We start from the raw sequence: 22131 nt of genomic DNA on the forward strand, positions 1-22131 counted from the left end.
ATATTATATAGATTTTGACCTTAAAAACTTCAAATATATAAAAGCCCTTATTTTATTTGGAAGAAATCTTATAGATGTTCTTAATATAATATTTAAAATAAATTCTTTCATATTTATAAAACCTAACTTATAGTATTCTATTTGCAATTTTATATCTGCTTGTGCATAATTTTTTCCGCCTCTTCTCTCAAACATACTATTTCCAGTTCTAGCATGCACAAGAACTTCAGGTAAATTATACATTTTACTAGAGTTAACCAACATTCTAACCCACAAATAATAATCTTCATTCCAACTAAAGCTTTTATAATTTCCAGCTTTTAATACTGCTTGCTTTCTATACATTACCGTCATATGATTTAAAGGATTTCTTTTTTTTGCATAATTATAAATATCGTAATGATGAATTGGAACTCTCTTTATGGCTAAGACATTGTTTATGTTGTCCTCAAACTCTTCTATATAACTACCTACCAGATCAATCTCAATGTTATCTCTTAAATAACTTAATTGTTTTTGAAACCTATCCTTTACAGCAATATCGTCAGTATCCATTCGTGCAATTATTTCATAACTACACGCCTTAACTCCTTCTCTTAAGGCTTTCCCAAGACCCTGATTCTCTTTAAAATCAATAATTTTAAAAAGAGATGGGTACTTTTTAATATATTTATTTATTATCGAATTTAACTCTTCAGTTAATATTCCATCTTTAACTAAAACTATTTCATTGGGAACAATAGTTTGATTTATAATACTATTTATAGATTGATCTAGAAAATAAGGGTTTTCTTTAAAATAAACTGACATTAATACTGAAAATTTCACAGAATCACCTCGCTTAGCTTTTATTAATTTCACATAATTCTTTTTCAATTTCAATTAAAGTCCTTTTGCAACTACCCTCATTAATTGCATTAAAGAACTCATTCACTTTCTTTCTTTCTTCATAGAAATAGGTTTTATCACTTAATAAATGTTTAATTTCTAATAAAAACTGTTTCTGGCTTTTAGGCTTAGGGCCTGGCGTAACTTCATCATAATCAAAATTTAGTCCTCTAGAAGATAAGTAATCCTCTCTATCATAATCAAGAAAAACAATTGGTCTCTCAAGTATCAAATAATCTATAAATATACTTGAGTAATCTGTTATTAATAAGTCAAAAAGTTTCAAAGCCTCCATTATATCATCTACTTTATCGCTATTAATAAAGAAGATTCTTTTTAAACTACTTAATTCATCTAATCCCTTTTCTAAAGGATGGTTTCGTATAAAAATAATCAATTGGTTTTCCTCTAAAAACCTATCTACTTCGCTTAAATTCCGGTCATTAAAAGGGAAAAAGTTTGTGCAGGTATTTTCTCGGAAAGTTGGAGCATATAAAATAATCTTTTTATAAAGAGGAATATTTTCGAAGTAATCTTCTATTTTTGATGGTGATTTACAAAGCAATTTATCATTTCTTGGTTGCCCTAATACTCTAATTTTATCTTTGGATACAAGAAAACTATCTGCCATAACAGTTATTAAGTTTTTTGAACTAGTAGAAATGAATGAATAACATTTTGAATATACCCTTTTTATTATCAATTTTCTTATTATAGAAATATTATGATCCAGCAATCCAATCTTTTTTAAAGGAACTCCATGCCACAAATTAACAATTACCCTGTCCTTATGAAAAAAATTTAACCTTATTGGCATTCCAGTAGAGGTTATCCAAACACCTGCCCTCCAAATCTCTTTTAAATGTTTTAGGGATGAAGTTGATATAAAAAACTCTCCTACCTCTTTGTTCAAGTAGTTTCTTAAAAACTCATTATTAATGATAAATTTACAACTGTATGAAGAATTACAAATTAAATATTCAAAAAAGTACTTAGAATTGAAATCATATCTCTCATTTTTAAAAGAATTGAATATAAATAAATTATGATCCTTTTTTCTCCAGGAAAAAAATATTACACTAATTGCTATTAAAATAGTATTTTTAACTCTCTTCATTTACATGCACCATATCATTTATTTTATTATATTCCTCTTTATAAGTTTTAATTAATTTATCCCATGTAAATTCTCTGCCTAGCAATCTTGCATTCTCATTATATGGATACGCATTTTGTTGATAATCTTTCAATGCTTCTACTAGTCCATTCCCTTTATTTTCATTGAACTCCCAACCTGCTTGACTTTTAACCACTATATCAGACATGTTTGTACCCTTTGATAAAACGCATGGTAAGCCATTTGACAAGGCTTCAATGACACCCATCGGCATCCCTTCAGTTTTTGAAGTGAGAATAAATAAATTATGGCTTCTTAATACTTTAATTTTTTCTTTTCCTGTTACTTTCCCATGGAAGGTTACAATTTTCTCCAAATTCATTTTTTTAATCGATTTTAGAAGTTTTTCAATATCCTTATTAGCACCAAAACCATAAAAATTTACCTTAACATTATTTTCTTGTAGATACTCCTTACACTCAAAAATCTTTTTCAAAAGAATATCAATACCTTTAAGTTTAAAATCAATTCTACCTAGATATAAAACCTTTATCTCTTCATAATTATTGTTTTTTTTATTTTCTATTAAGTCCACTCCATTAGGGATAAAGAAAGTATTAGGATGTTGAAAGAAAGAATTTTTCTTTTCAAGCTGATTTAAAAAGATAATACCGGTCGATTTTTTCAAAAAGTCATTGAACAACAATAAATTTGCAACCTTTTTTTTAAAAAAGCCCTTTTTTTGAGCTACTTTTGAAAGTCCCCCATGGGGTTTTATAAAATACGGGATTTCATTTTTAATAATTGTTTTATAAATTTTCAAAAAGCTTGTTTTATAAAAAGAATGAAACTGAACAAAATCCGGATTAATCTTCCTAAGTAATTCATCAAAATCATTTCTAAGGAAATAATATTTAAAATCAATATCTCCAGGTATGTTGACACTTTTCTGGGAAGTTAATAATAACTCTGATTCTATATCATCAAGATGATTTTCATATTTTAATTGCTCTGGCAATACAGTATTAATTCCACCTCCAACAAAAGTGATGTCAGATACATGCAATATTTTCATTTTCAACCTCATTCCCTATTTGTTCCTTCTTTTTTGCTATAGATAACATAATAAAAATAGAAATCCAAAAGGGGAGAAAAAGTATGGTCCAAATAAATGTTGCAATTATTAATTGTGAAAAAAATAAAGCATATAATATATTTTTATATTTACTTTTTCTTATCTCCCTAAAAGTCAAAAAAAGGATCCATAAAAAAATAATAAAGTTTATTATTCCTTGTTCAATAAAAACAGCAGAAAATGTGTTGTGTATTCTAGTTGTATTTAAAGAAACATAATATTTGTACTTTGAAAAATGTTCTATTGCACTTGTAGAGCCTATTCCATTACCCATGAACAAAGAAATAGGATTGTCTTCCATCATATTTAATCCTGTTCTTATTTCATTTATCCTCATAAAGGATGAATTTCCATCAGAACTTCCCTCTTCTGCACTAAATCTTGCCATAACGTATTTTATCTGTTGCTGAGAGTCGTTTAAAAACGTCTTATTTACACTTATAATTAGAAAAAAAGATAATGTTAAGATAAAAAGTAAAAAAACAAATGATTTAAATAGTCTAATAAAGGTTCTATTTTTCAACTGAAAAAGAAAGTAAAAAAAGTAAAATGTCATAAGAGCCAAGATTCCAGATCTCGATGCTGTAAATAATGTTATTATGGATAAAACAATAACTGCAGTTACTGATAGTACCTTTTTGATTATTGAAAGGTTTTTTGTATGATTTAAGTCTAATAAAATAAAGAATATAAACAGCACAATGGCACTGTTAAAGTAGTTCGAATCATTAAAAAATCCTTGATATCTTCCATCGTTAAGATGGCTAATAAAATTTATAAATATAATAACAATACCCAGCAGTGATAAATTAGAATAAGTTCTTATTGAAGAGATATCTACTACATTGGAAATCACATATGTAATTAGCATAATAAGAGTAATTACACCGACACTTTTTAGTGTTACTAAAACAACCGTATTATCATTAGAAAGAATTGCTGGAAGTATTGATAGAAAAGAGAAAAATACAAACAAAGCAAACAATTTATTTTCAAGATATACTCTGAAGTACCTTTTAAATGAAAACATAACAATTATCAAAGGAAGTAAAAGATAAAAAATCTTTATACCTGATAAACTCACATTATTTAAAAAGAAAAATAGTATTAATACTCCTATAAATAACTCCAAGGTTTTATTTATTTTAAGAACCATAATTCCCCACACTTTTTTTAAACAAAGTAATATTTATCTTACTCTGCATAGTTTTTTCGTATATTATCTTGCCCCATCACCACTAAAGCAAATCAATACTGTTTTAAGAATTATTTTTATGTCTAAAGAAAGACAATAGTTTTTAATATAGTAATCATCAAGTTTAAGTTTTTGTTCCGGCGTTAAATCATACCCACCATTTATTTGAGCCCACCCAGTTAATCCAGGTTTTACCGTAAGTCGTTCTATAAACCCAGGAATTTCCTGATTAAATTGTGCAGTAAAGATTGGTCTTTCCGGACGTGGTCCTACAACACTCATATCTCCCACAATTATATTTATTAATTGTGGTAATTCATCAATTCGCGTTTTTCTAATAAATGCACCTATTTTAGTTACTCTAGGATCATTTTGTTGCGCCCATTGCGCTCCATTCTTTTCAGCATCCAATGTCATCGATCTTAGTTTTATAACATTAAAATATTTCCCCTGATAACCAACCCTTTCTTGAAAGAAAAAAGCTGGCCCTTTAGACTCAATTTTAATCAAAATCGCAAAGATCAATATTATTGGACTTGTAATAAATAAGCCTGTAATAGCAAATAAAATATCAATGCATCTCTTTACGAAGAAATATAATATATCCTGTTTGAGTTTATCGGTCTCAACCCAACTATTCTCTAAGGTAGCTGCGTATTCAATAAAAAAGTTATCCTTTCTCATCTATTTTCTATCCCCTTTTTCAGTTCATTAGATATTTATTTCTATATTTGCTCTCTTTTGTATAAATCAGTTAATTTATCAATTTGTTCAAGTAATTTCAAACGTATGTCATCATTTTTTAAAGCAAATTCAATCATTGTAGTTATGTAACCCAACTTTTCACCAACATCATATCTTTGGCCTTCAAACTCATAAGCAAAAACTCTTTGAAACTTGTTTAACTCTTGAATTGCATCGGTCAGTTGAATCTCTCCACCAGATCCTTTTTCCTGTTTGTCAAGATAGTGAAAAATTTCAGGAGACAGGACATAACGGCCCATGATTGCCAGGTTGGACGGTGCTTCACCTTGCGCTGGCTTTTCTACAAAGTTTTGAACTCCATATAGTCTTCCGTTTTGAGAAGTTGGATCCACAATGCCGTAACGGCTGGTTTGATCCTCAGGCACGGTTTGTACACCAATCACAGAAGAGCCTGTGTTTTCATATTGTTCAATGAGCTGCTTCAGGCAAGGCTTGTCCGCCTGGACAATGTCGTCACCGAGCAATACAGCGAACGGTTCGTCACCAATGAATTTGCGTGCACACCATACGGCATGACCAAGGCCTTTTGGTTCCTTTTGGCGGATGTAATGTATGTCAGCCATTCTTGAGGACTGCTGTACTTTTTGAAGTAAATCGATTTTGCCTTTTTCAAAAAGATTCTGTTCCAGTTCGAAAGCATGGTCGAAGTGATCCTCAATCGCACGCTTTCCTTTACCAGTTACGATAATGATGTCTTCAATTCCAGATTCAATCGCTTCTTCTACGATGTATTGAATCGTGGGCTTGTCTACAATCGGCAGCATTTCCTTTGGCATCGCCTTTGTCGCCGGCAAGAATCGTGTTCCCAGTCCAGCTGCTGGAATAATTGCCTTTCTTACCTTTTTCATCCCTATCATCCTTTTCAACTTAAAAGTTTTGTTCTTTAAAAAAGACCTAACAATTTTCTCTTTTTGATTTGGGTTGGTTCCTCTGCATAAATACTTTCATTGTTAAATAACAGCTGCGCGTTTTCTCTTAGGTAGTAAGACACAGTATGATCAAACTTTTTACCTATTTTGTCGTACGCTTCCCATAAAGAAAAGCCTCGTGACGAAATATTATGAGCGTCGGAAGCTATAAAGTGTGTCAAATGATGGTCGATTAGTTTAATAGAAAACGAGCTGATTTTCTTACCGAAGGCACCGGTAATGCTTGATGCGGTCACCTGGGTAAGTGCGCCTTCTTTTACAAGCTCGTATAGAAGATCTGGATTCTCCATGATCTCGCTGTTGCGTTCTGGGTGGACAATAACAGGTGTAATATCCTGAAGTGTGCATTCATATATCATTTGGCTGGTGTAACTGGGTACGCGGTTTGATGGAAGTTCGATCAGTATGTATTTCTCCTGGTTGTTTAAGGTAAGCAGCTCACCTGCTGCCAGGTCATCCAGAAACTCGGAATAAATACGCACTTCTTGCCCGGGAAGTATGGTTAGAGGGATTTGATGTTGTGATAAAGCGAGATTTAATTCATCCGTTTTCATCAGGATGTCGTCTTTGCTGTTTTCATATCGGCCATTTCGATGGTGAGGTGTAGCATATACAGTCGTAATTCCGTTTTCGACCGCCTGTCGGGCCATCTCAAGACTTGCTTCCAGATTCTGAGCACCGTCATCAACGCTCGGTAAGATGTGACTATGGACATCAATCAAAAGACCCACTCCCCTTTCATAAAAAAAGGTGTAAAGAACCACGCTTGTATGTCAATGGTTCTTTTTACCATGTTTTCTCATATATTTCCTATCGTAGCATAATTACTAGATTTGAAAAGGGGCGTATTTTGTCGAATGTGTAACTTTTTTGTTAATTTGCCCCATAATAGTAATAATAGCTATTTTCGTTCATCTCTTTTTGGTTTAAAACAACGCCCAAAATCTTCGCATTCGCATTGTCCAGCAATTCCTTTGCTTTGATTGCTGCTTCTTTTTCTGTTTTTCCACTGCTTGTTACAAGTACAACGCCGTCACATCGGTTCGCTAATATTTGAGCATCCGTCACAGCAAGAACCGGAGGTGTGTCGAAGAGTACATAGTCATATCTAGTTTTTGCTTCTTCTACTAATATTTCCATTGCTTTAGAGTTTAATAGTTCAGAGGGATTCGGCGGAACCGGTCCGCTTGGTAATACAGACAAATCATCAACGCTTGTTTGTACAGCTGCATCTTCTAAAGAGATTTGCCGGGTAAGAACGTTTGTGATTCCTTGGATGTTACTGACCTTGAATGTATAGTGAACCGTTGGTTTTCTTAGGTCTCCATCAATCAGCAGGACGCTTTTTCCCTGCTGGGCCAGTACAACGGCCAGGTTGGCAACGGTGGTTGATTTTCCTTCTCCTGGACTAGATGAAGTAACCATAATGCTTTGATACTGTGTGTCAATGGATGAAAACTGTATGTTTGTCCGGATCGTACGGTATTGCTCAGAGATGGGCGACTTTGGGTTATTGTGTGTGATTAAGCTTCTTTGGGTTAAATCTTTAATCGTCTTACGCAGCTTGCGGCTCAATGCAATTTCCCCCTATAAATTTATCCTGCTTTTCTTCGGTTAGCTGGTGCTTTAGGCGCTTTTTCATCATTTACCGTGATTTTTGGAATGGAGCCCAGTACTGGGAGCCCCAGGTACTTTTCGATATCCTGCTCTGTTTTTAATGTGTTGTCCATGTATTCCAGTAAAAAGGCGAGTCCAACTCCTGCCATCAGTCCGACAACAAGGGCAATAGCCATGTTCATTTTCGGATTCGGTTTGACGGGCGATGGGCTATCTTTTAATTCTGCTTTAGAAAGTACACTTACGTTGTCTATTTTCATGATGTTTGGTACTTCTTCTTTAAAGGTTGAGGCTATATTATTGGCAATTTCCACAGCCATCGCTGGATCTTCGTCCTGAACGGCTACGTTTAATACTTGGGTATCTTGTTCACTGCTGATGGTAAGTTTTTCGTTGAGTGCTTCGACAGTTGTATTAAGGTTGAGGTTATCTATCACTTTACCAAGAATGGCTGGGCTTTTCATAATGACACTGTATGTGTTTACCATCTGCAAATTGGTTTGGACTTGATTGTATTCTGGTACATCTTTCGACTTTTTCTGGTTCACGAGGATTTGCGTAGATGACTGGTAAACTGGGGTTAATACAAAATAAGAAACAACGCCGGCAATGGCTACTGCAATGACTGCAATCAAGGCAATCATGACGATTCGCTTTCTTATCGTTTGGTAAATATCTTTCAGACTTATCGTTTCTTCCATAACACCCTCCGAAAATATGTATAAGTAAAATTTTCACATACGCTGTATTATAGCATAGGAATTTGGTATTTAAAGACATAGTTTTATAATTTTTGTAAAAAATTTTCATATTTTGTTTTCTCTGAATAATTTTATGAAATAACTACCAATCTATTTTCGCTGGTTATCCCTCTTTTTGCGTACTATAATATTTTTATGAAATAGGAACTATATGCTTGAAATCAATGGTTACAATTTAAAAACATCGTTCTTTCCATAGGCCCTATTACTCATAATGTGGTGTATTTTGTATTAAACTATTTATTTTGTGTAGGATATATGGTTTAATGAACTAAAGTAGTTCTTTATTGAGAACGAAAACAACGAACACCCGGAGGATGATTATGTCAGAACTTCATGTCGTGATGGTAATGCCGGAAAAGCGCCCGTATATTACCGACATTCCGAACTCACCGAAGGAATTTGAACATCTGGTTGGCGGACCGGTGGATATTCTCAATTTCCATCAGCAGCAGTATCGGTTAGTGTGCAACATTGACGAAGGCTACGACCTGACCTACAACAAAAAGAAGCCCTCGAGTACTTTTTTTATCGTTAAGTACCAAGGGCAGTTTGAGAGTTTAAGTGAAGCGGAAGCGGAAGAAGTATCCCATGTTCTTAAGCTTAAGTTAAAGAAGTGGAAATAAAATGATTGAAAAGGGAGTGCCTGGCCGCACTCTCTTTTGCTTTTATGGATCAATAAACTCTCGGTACGTCCACTATATCGGACGTTTTTTGTCGTTGTTTAGTTGTTTTTTATATCGTGATGTAATGAACAGTCAAAAAGATCACTAGCCAGATCGGCAATGACATTCCCAACCCCCACATACAACCCCTGAAGAAACTCAAGTCGTCTGTCATGTACATTATCTCCTGCTCTATTTAATGGGTCTATAGGTATCATAACCTAGATTTGTCTATTTCTGTATTGGGAAAATCGGTCATAAAGCCCCTTGTTTATTGTGTAGTTTTTTGTGGGATTTTCCCGTGTTTTGTCGAAACCTGATTTCTTTTTTTAATTTACCGCTGAGAAGTAGGAATCCTGTTTTTTTCTGTGAAATGGTTTAGGGAGTCAAAATTTCCTTCATGGAAGGATGTTGTATATTGAAGATCAGAAAAATGTATGCGTTTACTTTGGGCCTTTTAATAGTAGCTTTACTTTTACCCTCCCCTGCGTCTGCAACTGCTCCATCTTCAGAAATGAAGCTGTTTAGGAACCCGGTTGTTGGTGATGGGGCCGATCCATGGGTGGTGAAGCACACGGACGGCTACTACTATTACATGCAGACGACCGGGAACAACCTGACCATCCGAAGGTCAAAGACGCTCACTGGGCTGGATGATGCTGAGAAAAAGGTCATTTGGACGCCTGAACCTGGTTCGGAAAACAGCGGAAACATCTGGGCACCCGAGCTGCACTATCTGGATGGCAAATGGTACATCTACTTTGCGGCTGGTGACGGGGATATGGGCAAGCAAAGGATGTATGTTCTGGAATCTGAAGGCTCTGACCCGTTCGGGAAGTATTCCTATCCAAAGGGAACCCACCTTGGGAAAATATCAGATCCATCGGACAAGTGGGCCATTGACGGCACAGTTCTGGAATACAAAAACAAACGGTATTTTGTCTGGTCCGGCTGGGAAGGCGACGAAAATGTCAGCCAGCAAATCTATATCGCTCCAATGAAAAATCCCTGGACCATTTCCGGGGACCGTGTCGAATTATCGCGACCGGCGCTTCCCTGGGAGAAGAACGGTACTCCTCTTATAAATGAGGGACCACAAATTTTGAAGAACAAACAGGGTGATGTGTTTATCGTTTATTCGGCGAGCGGCAGCTGGACGGATGACTATTGTTTGGGAATGCTGAAGCTAACTGCGAAGGATCCATTAAAGGCGGAGAACTGGTCGAAGAATCCTGAGCCGGTGTTTAAGAGCAGTCCTGCTGATAATGTCTATGGTCCGGGGCACAACAGTTTTGTAAAGTCACCGGACGGCAAGGAAGACTGGATCGTCTATCATGCTGCCAAATTCAAGGGAGCGGGCTGGAACCGGAACGTTAGGATGCAGAAGTTCTCGTGGAATGCAGACGGTACACCGAACTTCGGCACTCCGGTTCCTGCGGACACCTTGTTACGTGCGCCATCAGGTGAAGGTGGCGGAAAGCTTGTTCCCGCTCTTCCTGGGATAATATATTCCTATGAAGCCGAAAGCGGAGTAGTAAACCATGCTACTATCGTGAACAATACGGGTACTTCCGGCGGCAGCAAGGTCGGCATGATCGATTACAATGACAGCTACGTGGAATTTAATGTGGATGCACCACCAGGGGACTATACCCTGAAGGTTCGCTATTCCAATGGCATGGGTGAAACCTCTACTCATCAGTTGGCATTGAATGGAGAATTATTAGGTGAAGTGAAGTATCCAAGCTATGGCTGGGATACTTGGCGGGACGCCGAACGAGACATCCATCTGAATGCAGGAAAGAATAAAATCAGGTTATCCAAAGCAACACTTTTTGCCGAAATTGATCGTATTGATTTGGTTCCAAAGAAGACGAAGGTCTTTCAGTATGAAGCAGAGTTGGGATACTTGAAGAACGCCAAGGGTGTGAATGAGTATGATGCGGCCAATCATCAAAAGGTCGGTTTGATGTCTGCCCATAACAGTTCCGTTCGATTTCCCATTTCTGTTGAGAAATCCGGTACGTATGAGATCAACATCCGGTATAAACAGCCTGAAGGCAATCATGCAGTTCAGGTGATTCACGATAATGGAAAGAAATCATTGGTCCTATATAAAGGTGAAGGCAGTGACCAGTGGAAGAATACAGCAGTGAAGGTAAAGCTCAAAAAGGGAAAAAATGAAATTTCTTTTAGTAAAGGCAGAGGTGCAGTAGAGCTGGATTACTTCAGACTAAATCAAACGAAATAAAAAAAGAGAGTGCAGATTTCCTGAACTCCCCCTTTATTCTAATAGCTAAAATTACTTCTGTGGTAATTGGCTTTTTGTATTAAATTTTCCTTTAATTTAGGGTCCAGACAATCTCTCGCCATCTGATGATAGTACATGAATTTCAACTGGTGCCATTTGCTTTTTAGTTTTCTTATCATTCATATCACCTCAGAATTTTATGATTGCCCTATGTATACTCTCTATTCCCTCTTTTTATACAAATCTATCAAAAATTTAAAAGAGGAAATAAGGGTTGCAAGTAAAACTCTTACAGATAAGATTCGCTCAATTGATTTGATTTGAAGGTAGTGTTTATAAAAATATTTGGGGTGGTTTTAATTTGAAAGGATTGTACTGTTTTCCTTCCCTAATCCCCCAGAGCGTCCAAGCTACCCGGAAGCCCGCGGGCTCCGGCATCTGGCGTTTGAGGTGGAGGATATTGACGAAGCGGTCGAACATTTGCAGAAACACGGCATTTCGGTGGAGCCCGTCCGGGTGGATAAATAGACCGGAAAAAGGTTTACGTTTTTCAATGATCCGGACGGTTTGCCGCTGGAGCTGTATGAAAGGTAAGCGTGCAGGGAAATCTTGTACGCTTTTTCCTATGGCTTATACGGTTTTCCATAGCTAGTGGAAGATTAGAAACACGATCTTTTTCTGTTTACCAGAGTTTCGTCCAAGCCCTTTTTATCCTCTCGCATATAGTAGTAGTGTTCCTGCACGGCAGTGTACTGCGGGTACATTTTATTCAAGGGGGATTATTCATCTAATGCGCAAAATGATTAAGGCAAAAAAGCCAAAAGGCAGTTGGAAGGGCTTTAGGCATTTACAAAGCAAAATCTACGGGTCGCTGAATGGCACACCAGCCGATTTAACCCAAGCCCTGACGGGAGTCAATGTGGATTTCGTGGCTGCTGGCCCGACATACGGCATGATTGCCAATCCGGATGACGATACCATCACAGTAAAGACTCCTGGCGCTTACGACGTCACTATCTCGCTAACCAATGAGTTTATTAACACCAGCCGCGTATTTGTCCAATATTCAATATTCATTAACGAAGTGATGGCCGATGCCTCACTTTTCAGTTTCTTTAAAGAGCAGGGAGAAGAGCCAACTGCTTCTGAAGAATCCAAGACCATTACTTTAAACCTTAATGCCAATGACGTCATCTCCGTACGTCCTATTGTTGTTGGTGGCCCAGCAGCTTATTACCGCGATCCGACATTGGTCGTTAAGGAAGCGGAAGTGAGCTTATTTTCGTAATCCGACATTGGTCGTTACGGAAGTGAATAAGCAGAAATAGGACCGGGCCGGGTTTCCGGCCTGTTCCTATGTACATAGTTAGGAGTGATTATCTGGCGGAATGACATTGACCATAAGGCTCAAGCTCGTTTAATAGAGCTCTTTCTGCCTGAGTTTTACCTTCTAGCTATCATCTCGATTTCAACCTGTGCACCAAGAGGCAGGGATAACACACCTATCGTTGTACGAGCAGGATATGGCTCAGAAAATTGTTTAGAATACACTTCATTCATTGCTGTGAAATTATTCATATCTGTTAGGAATACATTCACTTTTTCCACATGATCAGGTGTTAAACCTGCTGCTTCCAATACATTGAAAAGATTCTTAAAACACTGATTGGTCTGTTCAACAATATCACCTTCAACAAGCTTTCCAGTCTGTGAGTCTACAGGTGTTTGCCCAGATAAAAATAGTAAATCTCCTGTTTCAATTGCATGGGAGTAAGGACCAACAGCAACAGCTCCGGGTGCATTAAAAGCCTTTCTCGGCATATAAAACTCCTCCTTTAGATATAAAGAAAAAACAGGTGCATAATTCCTTTTTGAATGATAGACCCGTACAAATTGATTGTAAGGGCTAAACCATCAATCGTTAGTCGTGTGACTTCTCTAAAGCCTCTATTGCCAGTTCAATAGCGGTTATCCGCCTTTCAATGATCGTCTTTTGGGCACTGCCCTCTTTTGCTTTCACATACTGTTTTTGGATCGAAGGAAGTAAACTTTGAAGATTTAGTTTGGCAGATCGAATGGCTTCTTCATCATATGAGAATTCCGTCCCATGCCAAGCATTCTCCAGGCTGTCTAACCCAATTTTTACGGCATCACGCCTCTTTTTGACAAGGGTTGTATTGGAATGGTTCTCGGTCATCCTTTTATAAGCATTTTCAAGCTTACGAAGAGTGGACTTTAGGGATTCAATAGACAATAATTGAATTTCTTCGCTAACGATCTTCATTTCTCTCCTGCCTCCCTTTCTTTTCAGGAAATCCATTGTTACATAGTTCATGGTATGTAGCAATCGTATATTTTTGCTCTGTTCAAAGGGGGATTCAAAGGCTTTCTATGGAATATACAGGTGTTACATAAATTTCATAAGGGAGCGAATTCGCATGCCAAATCAAACGCAATCACCAGCTAGCATTTTGGGGACGAACGTGATTACGCAAATAGGGATTCTCGTTCATGACATTGAAAAAACGGCACAGGCGTACGCCGACTTTTTTGGCGTGGAAAAGCCGCCGTGCAACTGGACGGATCGTGCTGACATTGCCCAGACGGAATACAGGGGCAAGCCGTCTGAAGCACGCGCCATGCTGGCCTTTTTTGACATGGGGTCCCTGCAGCTGGAACTGATTCAGCCGGATGAGAAACCGAGCACCTGGCGGGAGTACCTTGACGAGCATGGAGAAGGTCCGCATCATATCGCATTTGTGGTCGAAGGCATGAAAGAAAAAGTGATGCTCATGGAAGGCCAAAACATGTCCCTCCTCCAAAAGGGAGAGTATACAGGCGGCCGGTACGCGTACATGGATACCTTCAAGGATTTGAAGATTATTTTTGAATTGCTGGAGAATGACAAGTAAAAGTAGTGGGGCAACCTTTCAGGGAGGTGTTACGTGAATACTGTTCGGCCTTATAAGATCTTGGCCATATCCGGAAGCTTAAGGGAGAAATCACTAAATTCAGCATTATTGCGTTCTGTTCTTTCAATGGTTCCATTACAGGCTACCATTTTAAATGATCATGAAATGGCCCAGCTCCCCCATTTTAATCCGGATTTAGATGGTAATGAAATGAACACACCTGTTGCGCAGTGGCGCAGACTTCTCAAGGAGGCGGATGGTGTACTCATCTGCACACCCGAATACGCCAAAGGAGTTCCGGGCTGCTTGAAAAACGCACTGGATTGGGTGGTGTCCTCCGGGGAACTCGTCAACAAACCGGTGGCTGTCATTTGTGCCTCTCCACATCCCGATGGAGGTGCTGCCGCTTTCGCTTCTCTTCTGGGTACACTTAAAATGATGGGTGCATCAGTGGTTGAAGGGGGTACATTGACGGTCCCTTTTATCAATAAAAAGTTAGGTGAAGACGGAGAAATAAAAGATGCAGAATTGAAGGTTCACATTGAGAACCTGTTGAACGCCCTGTTTCAAGAGATCAAGTAGATGTATACTGTTTTATCCAAAGCTAACTTTAAGGAGGAAAAGCAATGAGCAACTACCTGTTTACACAGCTTCGCTTTGTCAGGGGAAATACACTGAAACTCGTGGAAGGTCTGAGTGACGAGCAGTCTGAGATCATTCCGGAAGGTTTCAACAACAACATCAAGTGGAACCTGGGGCACATTTATAACATTTTGGAGAGAAATGCGTTTTATTTTGCTAAAGAAGAATGGGTCATGCCCGAGATGTTTCCGTCGCTTTTCAACCCGGGCACCAAACCGGAAAACGGACAAAAGATGCCGGTCCGTCTATCTGAAATCCGAAACCTGCTGGAAGGTCAGATAGACCGGATCGAGGCCACATTCAGCGGCCGTTTGAAGGAAAAGACAGCGGAAGACTATACCACATCTCAGGGGCTTTATATGTCCACGGTCGAAGAGTTTTTGAGCTGTAATTTATATCATGAAGGCATGCACCTGGACCGGATCAAGGTGCTGAAAAAACTGAGCAGCACAGCGGCCAATCAAGGCATGAAAGAGTAAATCTCCTCGTAAAATAAGGAGTATGTATTTTTAAGGATCAGGAGGAATCTCCATGGCTATCCTTACGTTTCTTTTACTTGCGGTATCATTTATCGCGTTGCATGGGGCCATCAGGAACCGAACGTTTTCGAAAAGCCTTCTATTGTATTTGGCTTTGTTCGTTTCGGCGTTCCCTCTCGCCTATGCTCTGTATGATGATTACAAGCATCCGAATGCAGATGCAAACATCGGGCTCGGTCTGGCCTTTTTCCTGACCTGGGGCATTACAGCTGGTGTGGCGATTGTCGCTTTTGTTAAATACCTGATAAACCGGAAAAAAAGCCTAGGAAACCCTGATGATTAGGGTTTCCTATTTTTCCATTTGAACCTTCATACCCGCGCTTTATACGCCCTCATGGCAAAGAAATAAGCCACGATTATAATTCCAATGCACCAGGCTAACGCAATCCATATCTCATTTCCCACTGGCTGGTTTGACAGCAGCGCACGGATGGATTCCACGATTGAGGTGACGGGCTGATTTTCGGCAAAGGCGCGGACTGCTGACGGCATTGACTCGGTTGGTACAAACGCTGAACTGATAAACGGCAGGAAGATCAAAGGATAGGAAAAGGCGCTTACACCGTCCACCGATTTTGCGGACAGTCCGGCAATTGCTGCAATCCAAGTGAGGGCGAGGGTAAACAGTGCAATAATACCGGCTACAGCGAGCCATGACAGCACCCCGGCTGATGAGCGAAAGCCCATGATGAGCGCTACAAGTATGATGATGACAACAGAAAGGGCATTGGATACGAGAGAGGTGAGCACGTGCCCCCACAGGACGGTGGAACGCGCAATGGGCATGGAGTGGAATCGTTCAAATATTCCCTTTGACTTATCCAGAAACAGCCGGTAAGCCGTATAAGAGATACCACTCGCAATCGCGATCAGCAGGATGCCTGGCATCAAGTAGTTCACATAATTACCCGTACCGGTTTGAATCGCACCGCCAAACACATAGACGAACAGCAGCAATAGTGCAATCGGCGTAATCGTTACCGTGATGATGGTATCCATACTGCGGGAAATATGGCGCATCGAACGCCCAACCATAACTCCCATGTCACTGAAGAAATGTTTATTCATCCCAACTTTTCCTCCTTTTTATTGATGATCGTGAGGAAGATCTCTTCCAATGAAGGCTGTTTTTCCACATATTCCACTTTTGCAGGCGGGAATAGCTTTTTCAGTTCCTGGAGCGTACCGCTGGCAATCACCCTGCCCTCATGCAGAATGGCAATTTGATCGGCAAGCTGTTCCGCCTCCTCCAAGTACTGGGTGGTCAGGAATACCGTCGTCCCACTGTCAGCCAGTTCTTTGACGACCTTCCAAACCTCGATCCGCGCTTCGGGGTCCAGCCCGGTCGTCGGTTCGTCGAGGAAAATAATCTGCGGTTTGCCAATAAGGCTCATCGCAATGTCGAGCCTGCGGCGCATGCCGCCTGAATAAGTAGACGCCCTCCGGTCAGCGGCATCGGCCAAACCGAAGCGTTCCAGCAGTTCATCCGCCACTTGGCGAGGTTGTTTAAGATGCCGCAGTTTGGCCATCATGATCAGATTTTCCCGCCCGGTCAACACCTCATCCACGGCGGCGAATTGCCCGGTCAGGCTGATCGATTGCCTTACATTTTCAGGGTCTGATACAACATCGAAACTGTTTATGGAAGCCGTTCCGCTATCCGGTTTAAACAGCGTAGACAGAATTCTGACAATGGTCGTCTTGCCCGCTCCATTGGAGCCAAGCAGGGCGAAAATACTGCCCTTTTCCACCTCAAAATCTACACCCTTTAGGACCTGAAGCTTCTTATAGGACTTTTGCAAACCTTTTACCTGAATGGACGGGTTTTGCATATTCTTCTCCTCCTCTTCTAATCCTTTAAATAACCGTTACCTTGGATAAATCAGCTTCCAGTCCTTTAAGCGCGGCATAGGTCAGTTTATCCATTCGTGCATCGTCAAAGCAGATCGTCTTGATGGCACGGTAAAATCTCTTGGACAAAGCCGGTCCTTTGAAGGATACATTCTTGAGGGTTGCGCCTTTAAACGTAACATCTTTCAGCCCGGCCTTATCAAATTTGACGCCGATAAAGGTTTGATGATCCAGATTCAATCCTTCCAATGAAGAATTGGTGAAATCTACGCCGTCAAAGGTACAATTTTCAAAGGTGGTTTTGCTAAGGTCGGTCATAGTCATCTTTACATCAGTCATGGTGATATCTCTGAATGTGACGCCGGCGAGCGACGACTTACTGAAGGTTGTGCGCACAAGGATGGAATGGTTGAAGCTTGAATTGGAAAGGTCTAAGGTGGAGAAGGTGCAGTCTGTCAGATTAGCGTTGTCGAAATTGGCTTCACGCACATCGCTTGATTTAAATGAGCTGCCGGTCAGGTCTGAGCTGGAAAAGTCGGAGCCGTGCAAGGAGCTTCCCGCAAATTTTCCTTTGTGTGCCGTAACCCCTGCAAAGTCACTATTTGTTAAGTCGCTTGAGCTGAGGTTGGTCAGCACCTGGCGCTCCAATGAGCGGGTGAGGTTGGCAACCTCCTGTACCGTTTGTTCGATATCACCAATGCTGTCAATCGTCATCTCTAAGGCTGTTTCATCATCCTTGCCCTCTTTTTTCAGTTCGTTGAACCGCTCCTGCAGATCAGACAGCAGATCCGCCTGTAATTCATCCACACTTTTCACCCCGTTATAGGGTGCAAAAACGCCATTTACGTATTGATTTAATTTTTCGTTCATACGTCACGTCTCCTTATAATAATTTTTCTAATACTTGTTTTGCGTACTCCCAATTGCTTATGTTGCTGGCGTGAGTCGCTTTTCCCTTTTCGGTAATCTTAAAATACTTACGCCGTCCTCCCTGAGATCCATCGCCCCAGTACCACTCCACATCGCCGTCAGCTTCAAGCCGGCGAAGGCTGGAGTACATCGTGGCTTCCTTTAACTCATAATTGCCGTCCGACCTTTCAGCAATCAACTTCACAATTTCGTACCCATAACGATCCGCTTCGGACAGAAGCCGTAAAATCATCGTATCGGTATGGCCGCGCAGCAGGTCGGATGTGATTTTGTTCTCGCTCATAAAATTACCTCCATATCTGCATTATGCAATGAAGTACTGTGACTGTCAAGGTAATATTATAATTTATATACTATGGATGAGAAAATAATACGTGCATATATTTACCACCTACTTTAAAAATCAGCAACAGCCGTGGTTTTGGACCATAAAAAAAGCCTCTACCCTCTCCTCATTGGAGTATCAGGTAGAGGCTTTTTTGTTTTTGCAAATGATGTTCCTTTAGGAATAAGTCCTAAATTATGTAAAAAGACGATAGTATAACATAGGTACATCATACCTATTCTTCAGCAAAGAAAATAATTGCTAATCGGGAGGTCGTTACATGGAATTGGAACGAGCGAAACCTCAATCAAAGTGGACGAAAGCAGTAAAAGTCGCGGGGATTATTGCTGGGGCAATTATTATTCTGCTGATCGGTGTGGTTTGGGGATCATGGGGAGCAAAAGTATCCCTGAATGAGCGCAAGCTGGATTCCATTGCCCTTGAAAAACAGATCGACAAACAGAAGAATGAGTCCGAGAAATTACAAGGCGAGTTAGATGCTCTGAAAAAGGACATTTCATCAAAGCAAGAGGAAAAGGATAAAGTGGCTGCCCTTATAGCTAGCCGGGAGCAAGTGGAGAATGAACTAAAGAATACAAAAGACCAGCTGAAAGACACCAAAGGAACGTTGGACACTGAATTAAAAAATGGCCGCGGTAAACTTGAGCAGCAGCTTAAAGACGCTCGTACGAAAGCGGATGAAAAGATATCAAGCATTAACAGCGAAATGGATGACGTAAAAGCCAAGTTAAAAGATCTGCAATCCGAACTAAAGAGCAAAAAAAGTGAACTAGCTTCATTAACTGGGCAGGTGCAAAAAGCGAAAGGCGCACCAAAAATTCTTCAGGCTGGTAAATATACTGTAGGAAAAGACCTCCCGGCTGGCCGCTATTTGGCGACACCAGTAGGATCCGGAAGCAACTTTGTGGTATGGGATTATGGCGGCGGCTTAGAAGTGAATACGATTCTAGGCAGCAACGGAAACCCATCTTATACATTCGAAGCCGATGAGGACTATACGATTCAAACCGAAGCCACCGTGAAGTTAACACCGATTCGATAACCTCTGACTAAAAGAAGATATTAACTGAAAACAATCCAACGATGCAAATCCCGTATAACGACGAGGCTAAAAGTTTGTTGCTTTATTATAACGGAAAAAGATTGTAGCGAAATTTATCGAAATCCAATAGGCATTAACCATTTGAGAATAAAAGAGGACTTTTTGAGAGTAAATAAATGGTTTTTGAGAATAAGTCGTATATTTTTGAGAATAAAAGAGCTGATTTCAAGAGTAAGTTAAATTGTGGAAGCGAAAAAACCGCTCAAAAAGAAGAGTGCAGGTCAATCTGCACTCTTCTTCTGTTCTTTCCCGCCACAACAGAACGACTATGCAGCCATAAATGATAAGATTTTACCTTTTATGCCGTCAACGCTGGTGAAAAGTATGTATGTTCATTTTTTTGCTTTTGATTTCGAAGAGTTCCATTCTAACCCCCTCCATTCTTCTCTATGTGCTGTTCATTACAATTTTAACGCAAATTGTAAAAGGAACAGCCCTGATCAGCGGGCTGTTCCTTCCTTATGCTTCAACTAATGATACTAATGATTCCAAAATCTCATTCAAACTCAATTCCGCACATGCCATCGATGTATCTGACACGCCGTAGTACATTCTCACCGTATCCCCATCAACCAGCGCTCCACATGAGAATACGACATTCCCGAAGAAGCCGTTCACTTCATAGTCTGCTTCAGGCTCGAGAATCGGAGTTTCCGAGCGGGCAATAACCTTGGTCGGATCGTTCAGATCAAGGAGTACAGCGCCCATGCAGTAGCGGTTGTCCTTGCTGGCGCCGTGGTAGAGTTCCAGCCAGCCTTTATCCGTCTTGATCGGCACAGCTCCCCCGCCGATGCGGCCGTCGTCCCACATGCCGTCGCGCAGTCCGAGTAAATATTTATGATTTCCCCAATGAAGCAGGTCCGGAGATTCTCCAATCCAGATTTCCGGCGCGCCCGTGCTTTTTGGCACCGGGCGGTGAAGCGCGTAATATTTGCCGTTCACTTTTTCCGGGAAGATCAGTACGTCCTTGTTTTCCGGCGCAAAGATCATGCCGTGATGTTCGATGCTTTGAAAGTCTTTTGTCGAAATCATCGACTCTCCCACACCAACCGGTGAAACGGCACTGAAATAGATATAGTACGTATCTCCGATCTGTGTGATGCGCGGGTCCTCGATGCCAAACGACTCGAGCTCGTTCGTTGGATAGTAGAATGGCTCGGGATCGATCGTAAAGTTACGGCCGTCCTTGCTTCGGGCAATCCTCAAGTAGGACAGGGACGTAAGATACGCGAACCGGCTCAGGTCCCCGCTTTTCCGGATCGTCCGCGGGTCGTCAAAGTCGTAGTGCCCATCAGATGGATCGAACTCAAGAATTTCAAGTTCATTCTTTTCTGTGTTAAAAACAGGCGCCTTCACAACAGCAGGATCGTCACTTAACGGCCGCTCTGCCACTCGAAGCAGCATGATGACTTCATCCTTGTATTGGGCGATTCCTGCGTTAAATGCACCGATCACTTCAAAATCATCTCGGTGAGGTTTAACATCACCAGGTGTTACTAAGGGATTCTCTTCATATCGATATACGTTCATACTGCAGTCTCCTTATCTCTCATAGGGTAGGAACGGATCTTGAATCGTCAGTTTATGGGCCTCGGCGTCCGAGATCCCGGCATACAAATCGGCTGTTCCGTCTTCTTTTCGTACCAATCCGCCACTGAACACCACATCGACCAGGTCGGGACGCTTCGTTTCTCCCGGCAAAAAGTCATTTCGTACAGCGATGAGCTCGATGTCTGAATGCTCACCGGTTTTCGGATCCACAATAAAGCGCATCGGATAGTAATGGCGGTCGCCCTGTTCATCAAAGCTTGCGATATGGCCGAGCACACCAATCCGCCCGCTGGAGAGGACATGAAGCTCGTTCGCCCCTCCCCACTCGTCGTCAATGAACTGATTTTGGAGCAATGGCGCATTGTCGATCACTTCCATGCTCAAATCATTAAGTGAAGGAACAGTCGTAAACCCGATCTTCCCTCTTCCGCCTTTTTCGCCCTGCGGCCGTGTAAAAATCGCAATCGAACCATTAAGCAGCTCCGCGATCCGAAGATCCTTCATGCCGTCCGGCCCCTTGAAAAACTCCTTCAGGTCCTTGATTCTGCTGCCTTTATAAAAAACGGTGCGCCAGCCAAGGGCGTTTTCAATGGCAGGATGAGGAAAGGTCTGCACGCCGCCGAGAACAAGCTCGCCTGCGATATGGGTAAAAAACGGATCCTGCAGCTTCAGGACCGGTGCTCCCTCTCTTGGCACCCATGTATCTCCTGATTGGATGAAGAAATGAACCTCGGACTGCTCGCTGTCACGGGCTTCCACCCGTCCGGCGATCACGAGCTGGCCGTCATCTTCAAATGGTGCTGTGATGTTGTAGACGTCATGGTTTCCCACGCCTTCAAACGTCAGCTTTTCCGGCAGACCCGGCTTGTCCTTTTTTTTGTATTGGTTCAGCAGCCCGCTGCACGTTTTCACATCGGTTTTCGTTAATTTCAAAG

Annotated in this window: 25 protein-coding genes and 1 pseudogene; 9 read left to right on the forward strand and 17 right to left on the reverse strand. The window is 40.6% G+C overall.

The window, feature by feature from the left end:
• Positions 1–3 precede the first annotated feature (3 nt).
• The 9 genes from BLT53_RS16220 to BLT53_RS16260 form a co-directional block, all read right to left on the reverse strand.
• Positions 4–828, reverse strand: a complete 825-nt coding sequence (locus tag BLT53_RS16220) for a glycosyltransferase (protein ID WP_090236947.1) — start codon at positions 826–828, stop codon at positions 4–6.
• Between the two features lie 13 nt (positions 829–841).
• A complete protein-coding gene (locus tag BLT53_RS16225) occupies positions 842–2005 on the reverse strand; it encodes a CDP-glycerol glycerophosphotransferase family protein (RefSeq protein WP_090236265.1) in 1164 nt (387 codons plus the stop codon).
• Positions 1992–3080: a glycosyltransferase gene (locus BLT53_RS16230; RefSeq protein WP_170834376.1), complete on the reverse strand. Its 1089-nt coding sequence runs from the start codon at positions 3078–3080 to the stop codon at positions 1992–1994. The genes BLT53_RS16225 and BLT53_RS16230 overlap by 14 nt, the downstream gene beginning before the upstream one ends.
• Positions 3058–4296, reverse strand: coding sequence for an O-antigen ligase family protein (locus BLT53_RS16235; RefSeq protein ID WP_090236268.1), 1239 nt, complete (start codon positions 4294–4296; stop codon positions 3058–3060). The genes BLT53_RS16230 and BLT53_RS16235 overlap by 23 nt, the downstream gene beginning before the upstream one ends.
• A 63-nt stretch (positions 4297–4359) precedes the next feature.
• Entirely contained in the window at positions 4360–5019 is a 660-nt protein-coding gene (locus BLT53_RS16240) for a sugar transferase (protein WP_090236269.1), read from the reverse strand.
• Positions 5020–5060: 41 nt separating this feature from the next.
• On the reverse strand, positions 5061–5948 hold the full coding sequence (gene galU / locus BLT53_RS16245; RefSeq protein ID WP_090236271.1) for a UTP--glucose-1-phosphate uridylyltransferase GalU: 888 nt from the start codon (positions 5946–5948) through the stop codon (positions 5061–5063).
• Positions 5949–5983: 35 nt separating this feature from the next.
• Entirely contained in the window at positions 5984–6751 is a 768-nt protein-coding gene (locus tag BLT53_RS16250) for a tyrosine-protein phosphatase (protein WP_090236272.1), read from the reverse strand.
• Between the two features lie 151 nt (positions 6752–6902).
• Positions 6903–7610, reverse strand: coding sequence for a CpsD/CapB family tyrosine-protein kinase (locus BLT53_RS16255; protein ID WP_090236274.1), 708 nt, complete (start codon positions 7608–7610; stop codon positions 6903–6905).
• Positions 7611–7624: 14 nt separating this feature from the next.
• On the reverse strand, positions 7625–8347 hold the full coding sequence (locus BLT53_RS16260) for a YveK family protein (RefSeq protein ID WP_090236275.1): 723 nt from the start codon (positions 8345–8347) through the stop codon (positions 7625–7627).
• Positions 8348–8730: 383 nt separating this feature from the next.
• Here BLT53_RS16260 and BLT53_RS16265 point away from each other — a divergent pair, with 383 nt between their 5' ends.
• The 4 genes and pseudogenes from BLT53_RS16265 to BLT53_RS16280 all read left to right on the forward strand — a co-directional run bounded on the left by BLT53_RS16265 (position 8731) and on the right by BLT53_RS16280 (position 12611).
• A complete protein-coding gene (locus BLT53_RS16265; protein ID WP_090236277.1) occupies positions 8731–9033 on the forward strand; it encodes a DUF3846 domain-containing protein in 303 nt (100 codons plus the stop codon).
• Between the two features lie 457 nt (positions 9034–9490).
• Complete coding sequence (locus tag BLT53_RS16270) at positions 9491–11323, forward strand: family 43 glycosylhydrolase (protein ID WP_170834377.1); 1833 nt, start codon at positions 9491–9493, stop codon at positions 11321–11323.
• A gap of 366 nt (positions 11324–11689) precedes the next feature.
• Positions 11690–11917 (forward strand): annotated as a pseudogene (locus tag BLT53_RS16275) (VOC family protein); the annotation flags it as partial.
• Between the two features lie 196 nt (positions 11918–12113).
• Positions 12114–12611: a hypothetical protein gene (locus tag BLT53_RS16280; RefSeq protein ID WP_090236278.1), complete on the forward strand. Its 498-nt coding sequence runs from the start codon at positions 12114–12116 to the stop codon at positions 12609–12611.
• 155 nt (positions 12612–12766) lie between these two features.
• On the opposite strand, the gene BLT53_RS16285 is transcribed toward BLT53_RS16280, so the two are convergent.
• Positions 12767–13144, reverse strand: coding sequence for a RidA family protein (locus tag BLT53_RS16285; protein WP_090236280.1), 378 nt, complete (start codon positions 13142–13144; stop codon positions 12767–12769).
• A gap of 100 nt (positions 13145–13244) precedes the next feature.
• On the reverse strand, positions 13245–13607 hold the full coding sequence (locus BLT53_RS16290) for a hypothetical protein (protein WP_090236282.1): 363 nt from the start codon (positions 13605–13607) through the stop codon (positions 13245–13247).
• 154 nt (positions 13608–13761) lie between these two features.
• Between BLT53_RS16290 and BLT53_RS16295 the strand changes: the two genes are divergently transcribed.
• From BLT53_RS16295 to BLT53_RS16310, 4 genes are read left to right on the forward strand one after another with little or no spacing between them, the layout of a single operon-like run.
• A complete protein-coding gene (locus BLT53_RS16295; RefSeq protein ID WP_090236283.1) occupies positions 13762–14235 on the forward strand; it encodes a VOC family protein in 474 nt (157 codons plus the stop codon).
• Between the two features lie 33 nt (positions 14236–14268).
• Positions 14269–14817: an NADPH-dependent FMN reductase gene (locus tag BLT53_RS16300; protein WP_090236285.1), complete on the forward strand. Its 549-nt coding sequence runs from the start codon at positions 14269–14271 to the stop codon at positions 14815–14817.
• Between the two features lie 44 nt (positions 14818–14861).
• Complete coding sequence (locus tag BLT53_RS16305; RefSeq protein WP_090236287.1) at positions 14862–15356, forward strand: DinB family protein; 495 nt, start codon at positions 14862–14864, stop codon at positions 15354–15356.
• Between the two features lie 52 nt (positions 15357–15408).
• On the forward strand, positions 15409–15699 hold the full coding sequence (locus tag BLT53_RS16310) for a hypothetical protein (protein ID WP_090236289.1): 291 nt from the start codon (positions 15409–15411) through the stop codon (positions 15697–15699).
• Positions 15700–15725: 26 nt separating this feature from the next.
• Here the strand turns inward: BLT53_RS16310 and BLT53_RS16315 are convergent, their stop codons facing one another.
• The 4 genes from BLT53_RS16315 to BLT53_RS16330 are packed head-to-tail and all read right to left on the reverse strand — an operon-like array spanning position 15726 to position 18480.
• Complete coding sequence (locus BLT53_RS16315; protein ID WP_090236290.1) at positions 15726–16484, reverse strand: ABC transporter permease; 759 nt, start codon at positions 16482–16484, stop codon at positions 15726–15728.
• Positions 16481–17248 carry an ABC transporter ATP-binding protein gene (locus tag BLT53_RS16320; protein ID WP_090236292.1) on the reverse strand — a complete coding sequence of 256 codons (768 nt, stop codon included), beginning with the start codon at positions 17246–17248 and terminating at the stop codon, positions 16481–16483. The genes BLT53_RS16315 and BLT53_RS16320 overlap by 4 nt, the downstream gene beginning before the upstream one ends.
• Positions 17249–17273: 25 nt before the next feature.
• Positions 17274–18137, reverse strand: coding sequence for a pentapeptide repeat-containing protein (locus BLT53_RS16325; protein ID WP_090236294.1), 864 nt, complete (start codon positions 18135–18137; stop codon positions 17274–17276).
• Positions 18138–18150: 13 nt separating this feature from the next.
• The gene (locus BLT53_RS16330; RefSeq protein ID WP_090236295.1) at positions 18151–18480 is read right to left on the reverse strand and encodes a PadR family transcriptional regulator; all 330 of its coding nucleotides are present in this window, start codon (positions 18478–18480) and stop codon (positions 18151–18153) included.
• 322 nt (positions 18481–18802) lie between these two features.
• Between BLT53_RS16330 and BLT53_RS25470 the strand changes: the two genes are divergently transcribed.
• On the forward strand, positions 18803–19585 hold the full coding sequence (locus BLT53_RS25470) for a hypothetical protein (RefSeq protein ID WP_244520437.1): 783 nt from the start codon (positions 18803–18805) through the stop codon (positions 19583–19585).
• 519 nt (positions 19586–20104) lie between these two features.
• Here BLT53_RS25470 and BLT53_RS16340 read toward each other — a convergent pair.
• Positions 20105–21175 (reverse strand): BtaManbiosPhlase, encoded by a 1071-nt coding sequence (locus BLT53_RS16340; protein ID WP_090236296.1) that lies wholly within the window; start codon positions 21173–21175, stop codon positions 20105–20107.
• Between the two features lie 12 nt (positions 21176–21187).
• Positions 21188–22129: an MTP-1 family protein gene (locus BLT53_RS16345; RefSeq protein ID WP_090236298.1), complete on the reverse strand. Its 942-nt coding sequence runs from the start codon at positions 22127–22129 to the stop codon at positions 21188–21190.
• Positions 22130–22131 lie beyond the last annotated feature (2 nt).

The sequence above is a fragment of the Fictibacillus solisalsi genome (genome assembly GCF_900103485.1).
Taxonomy (GTDB): Bacteria; Bacillota; Bacilli; order Bacillales; family Fictibacillaceae; genus Fictibacillus_C; species Fictibacillus_C solisalsi.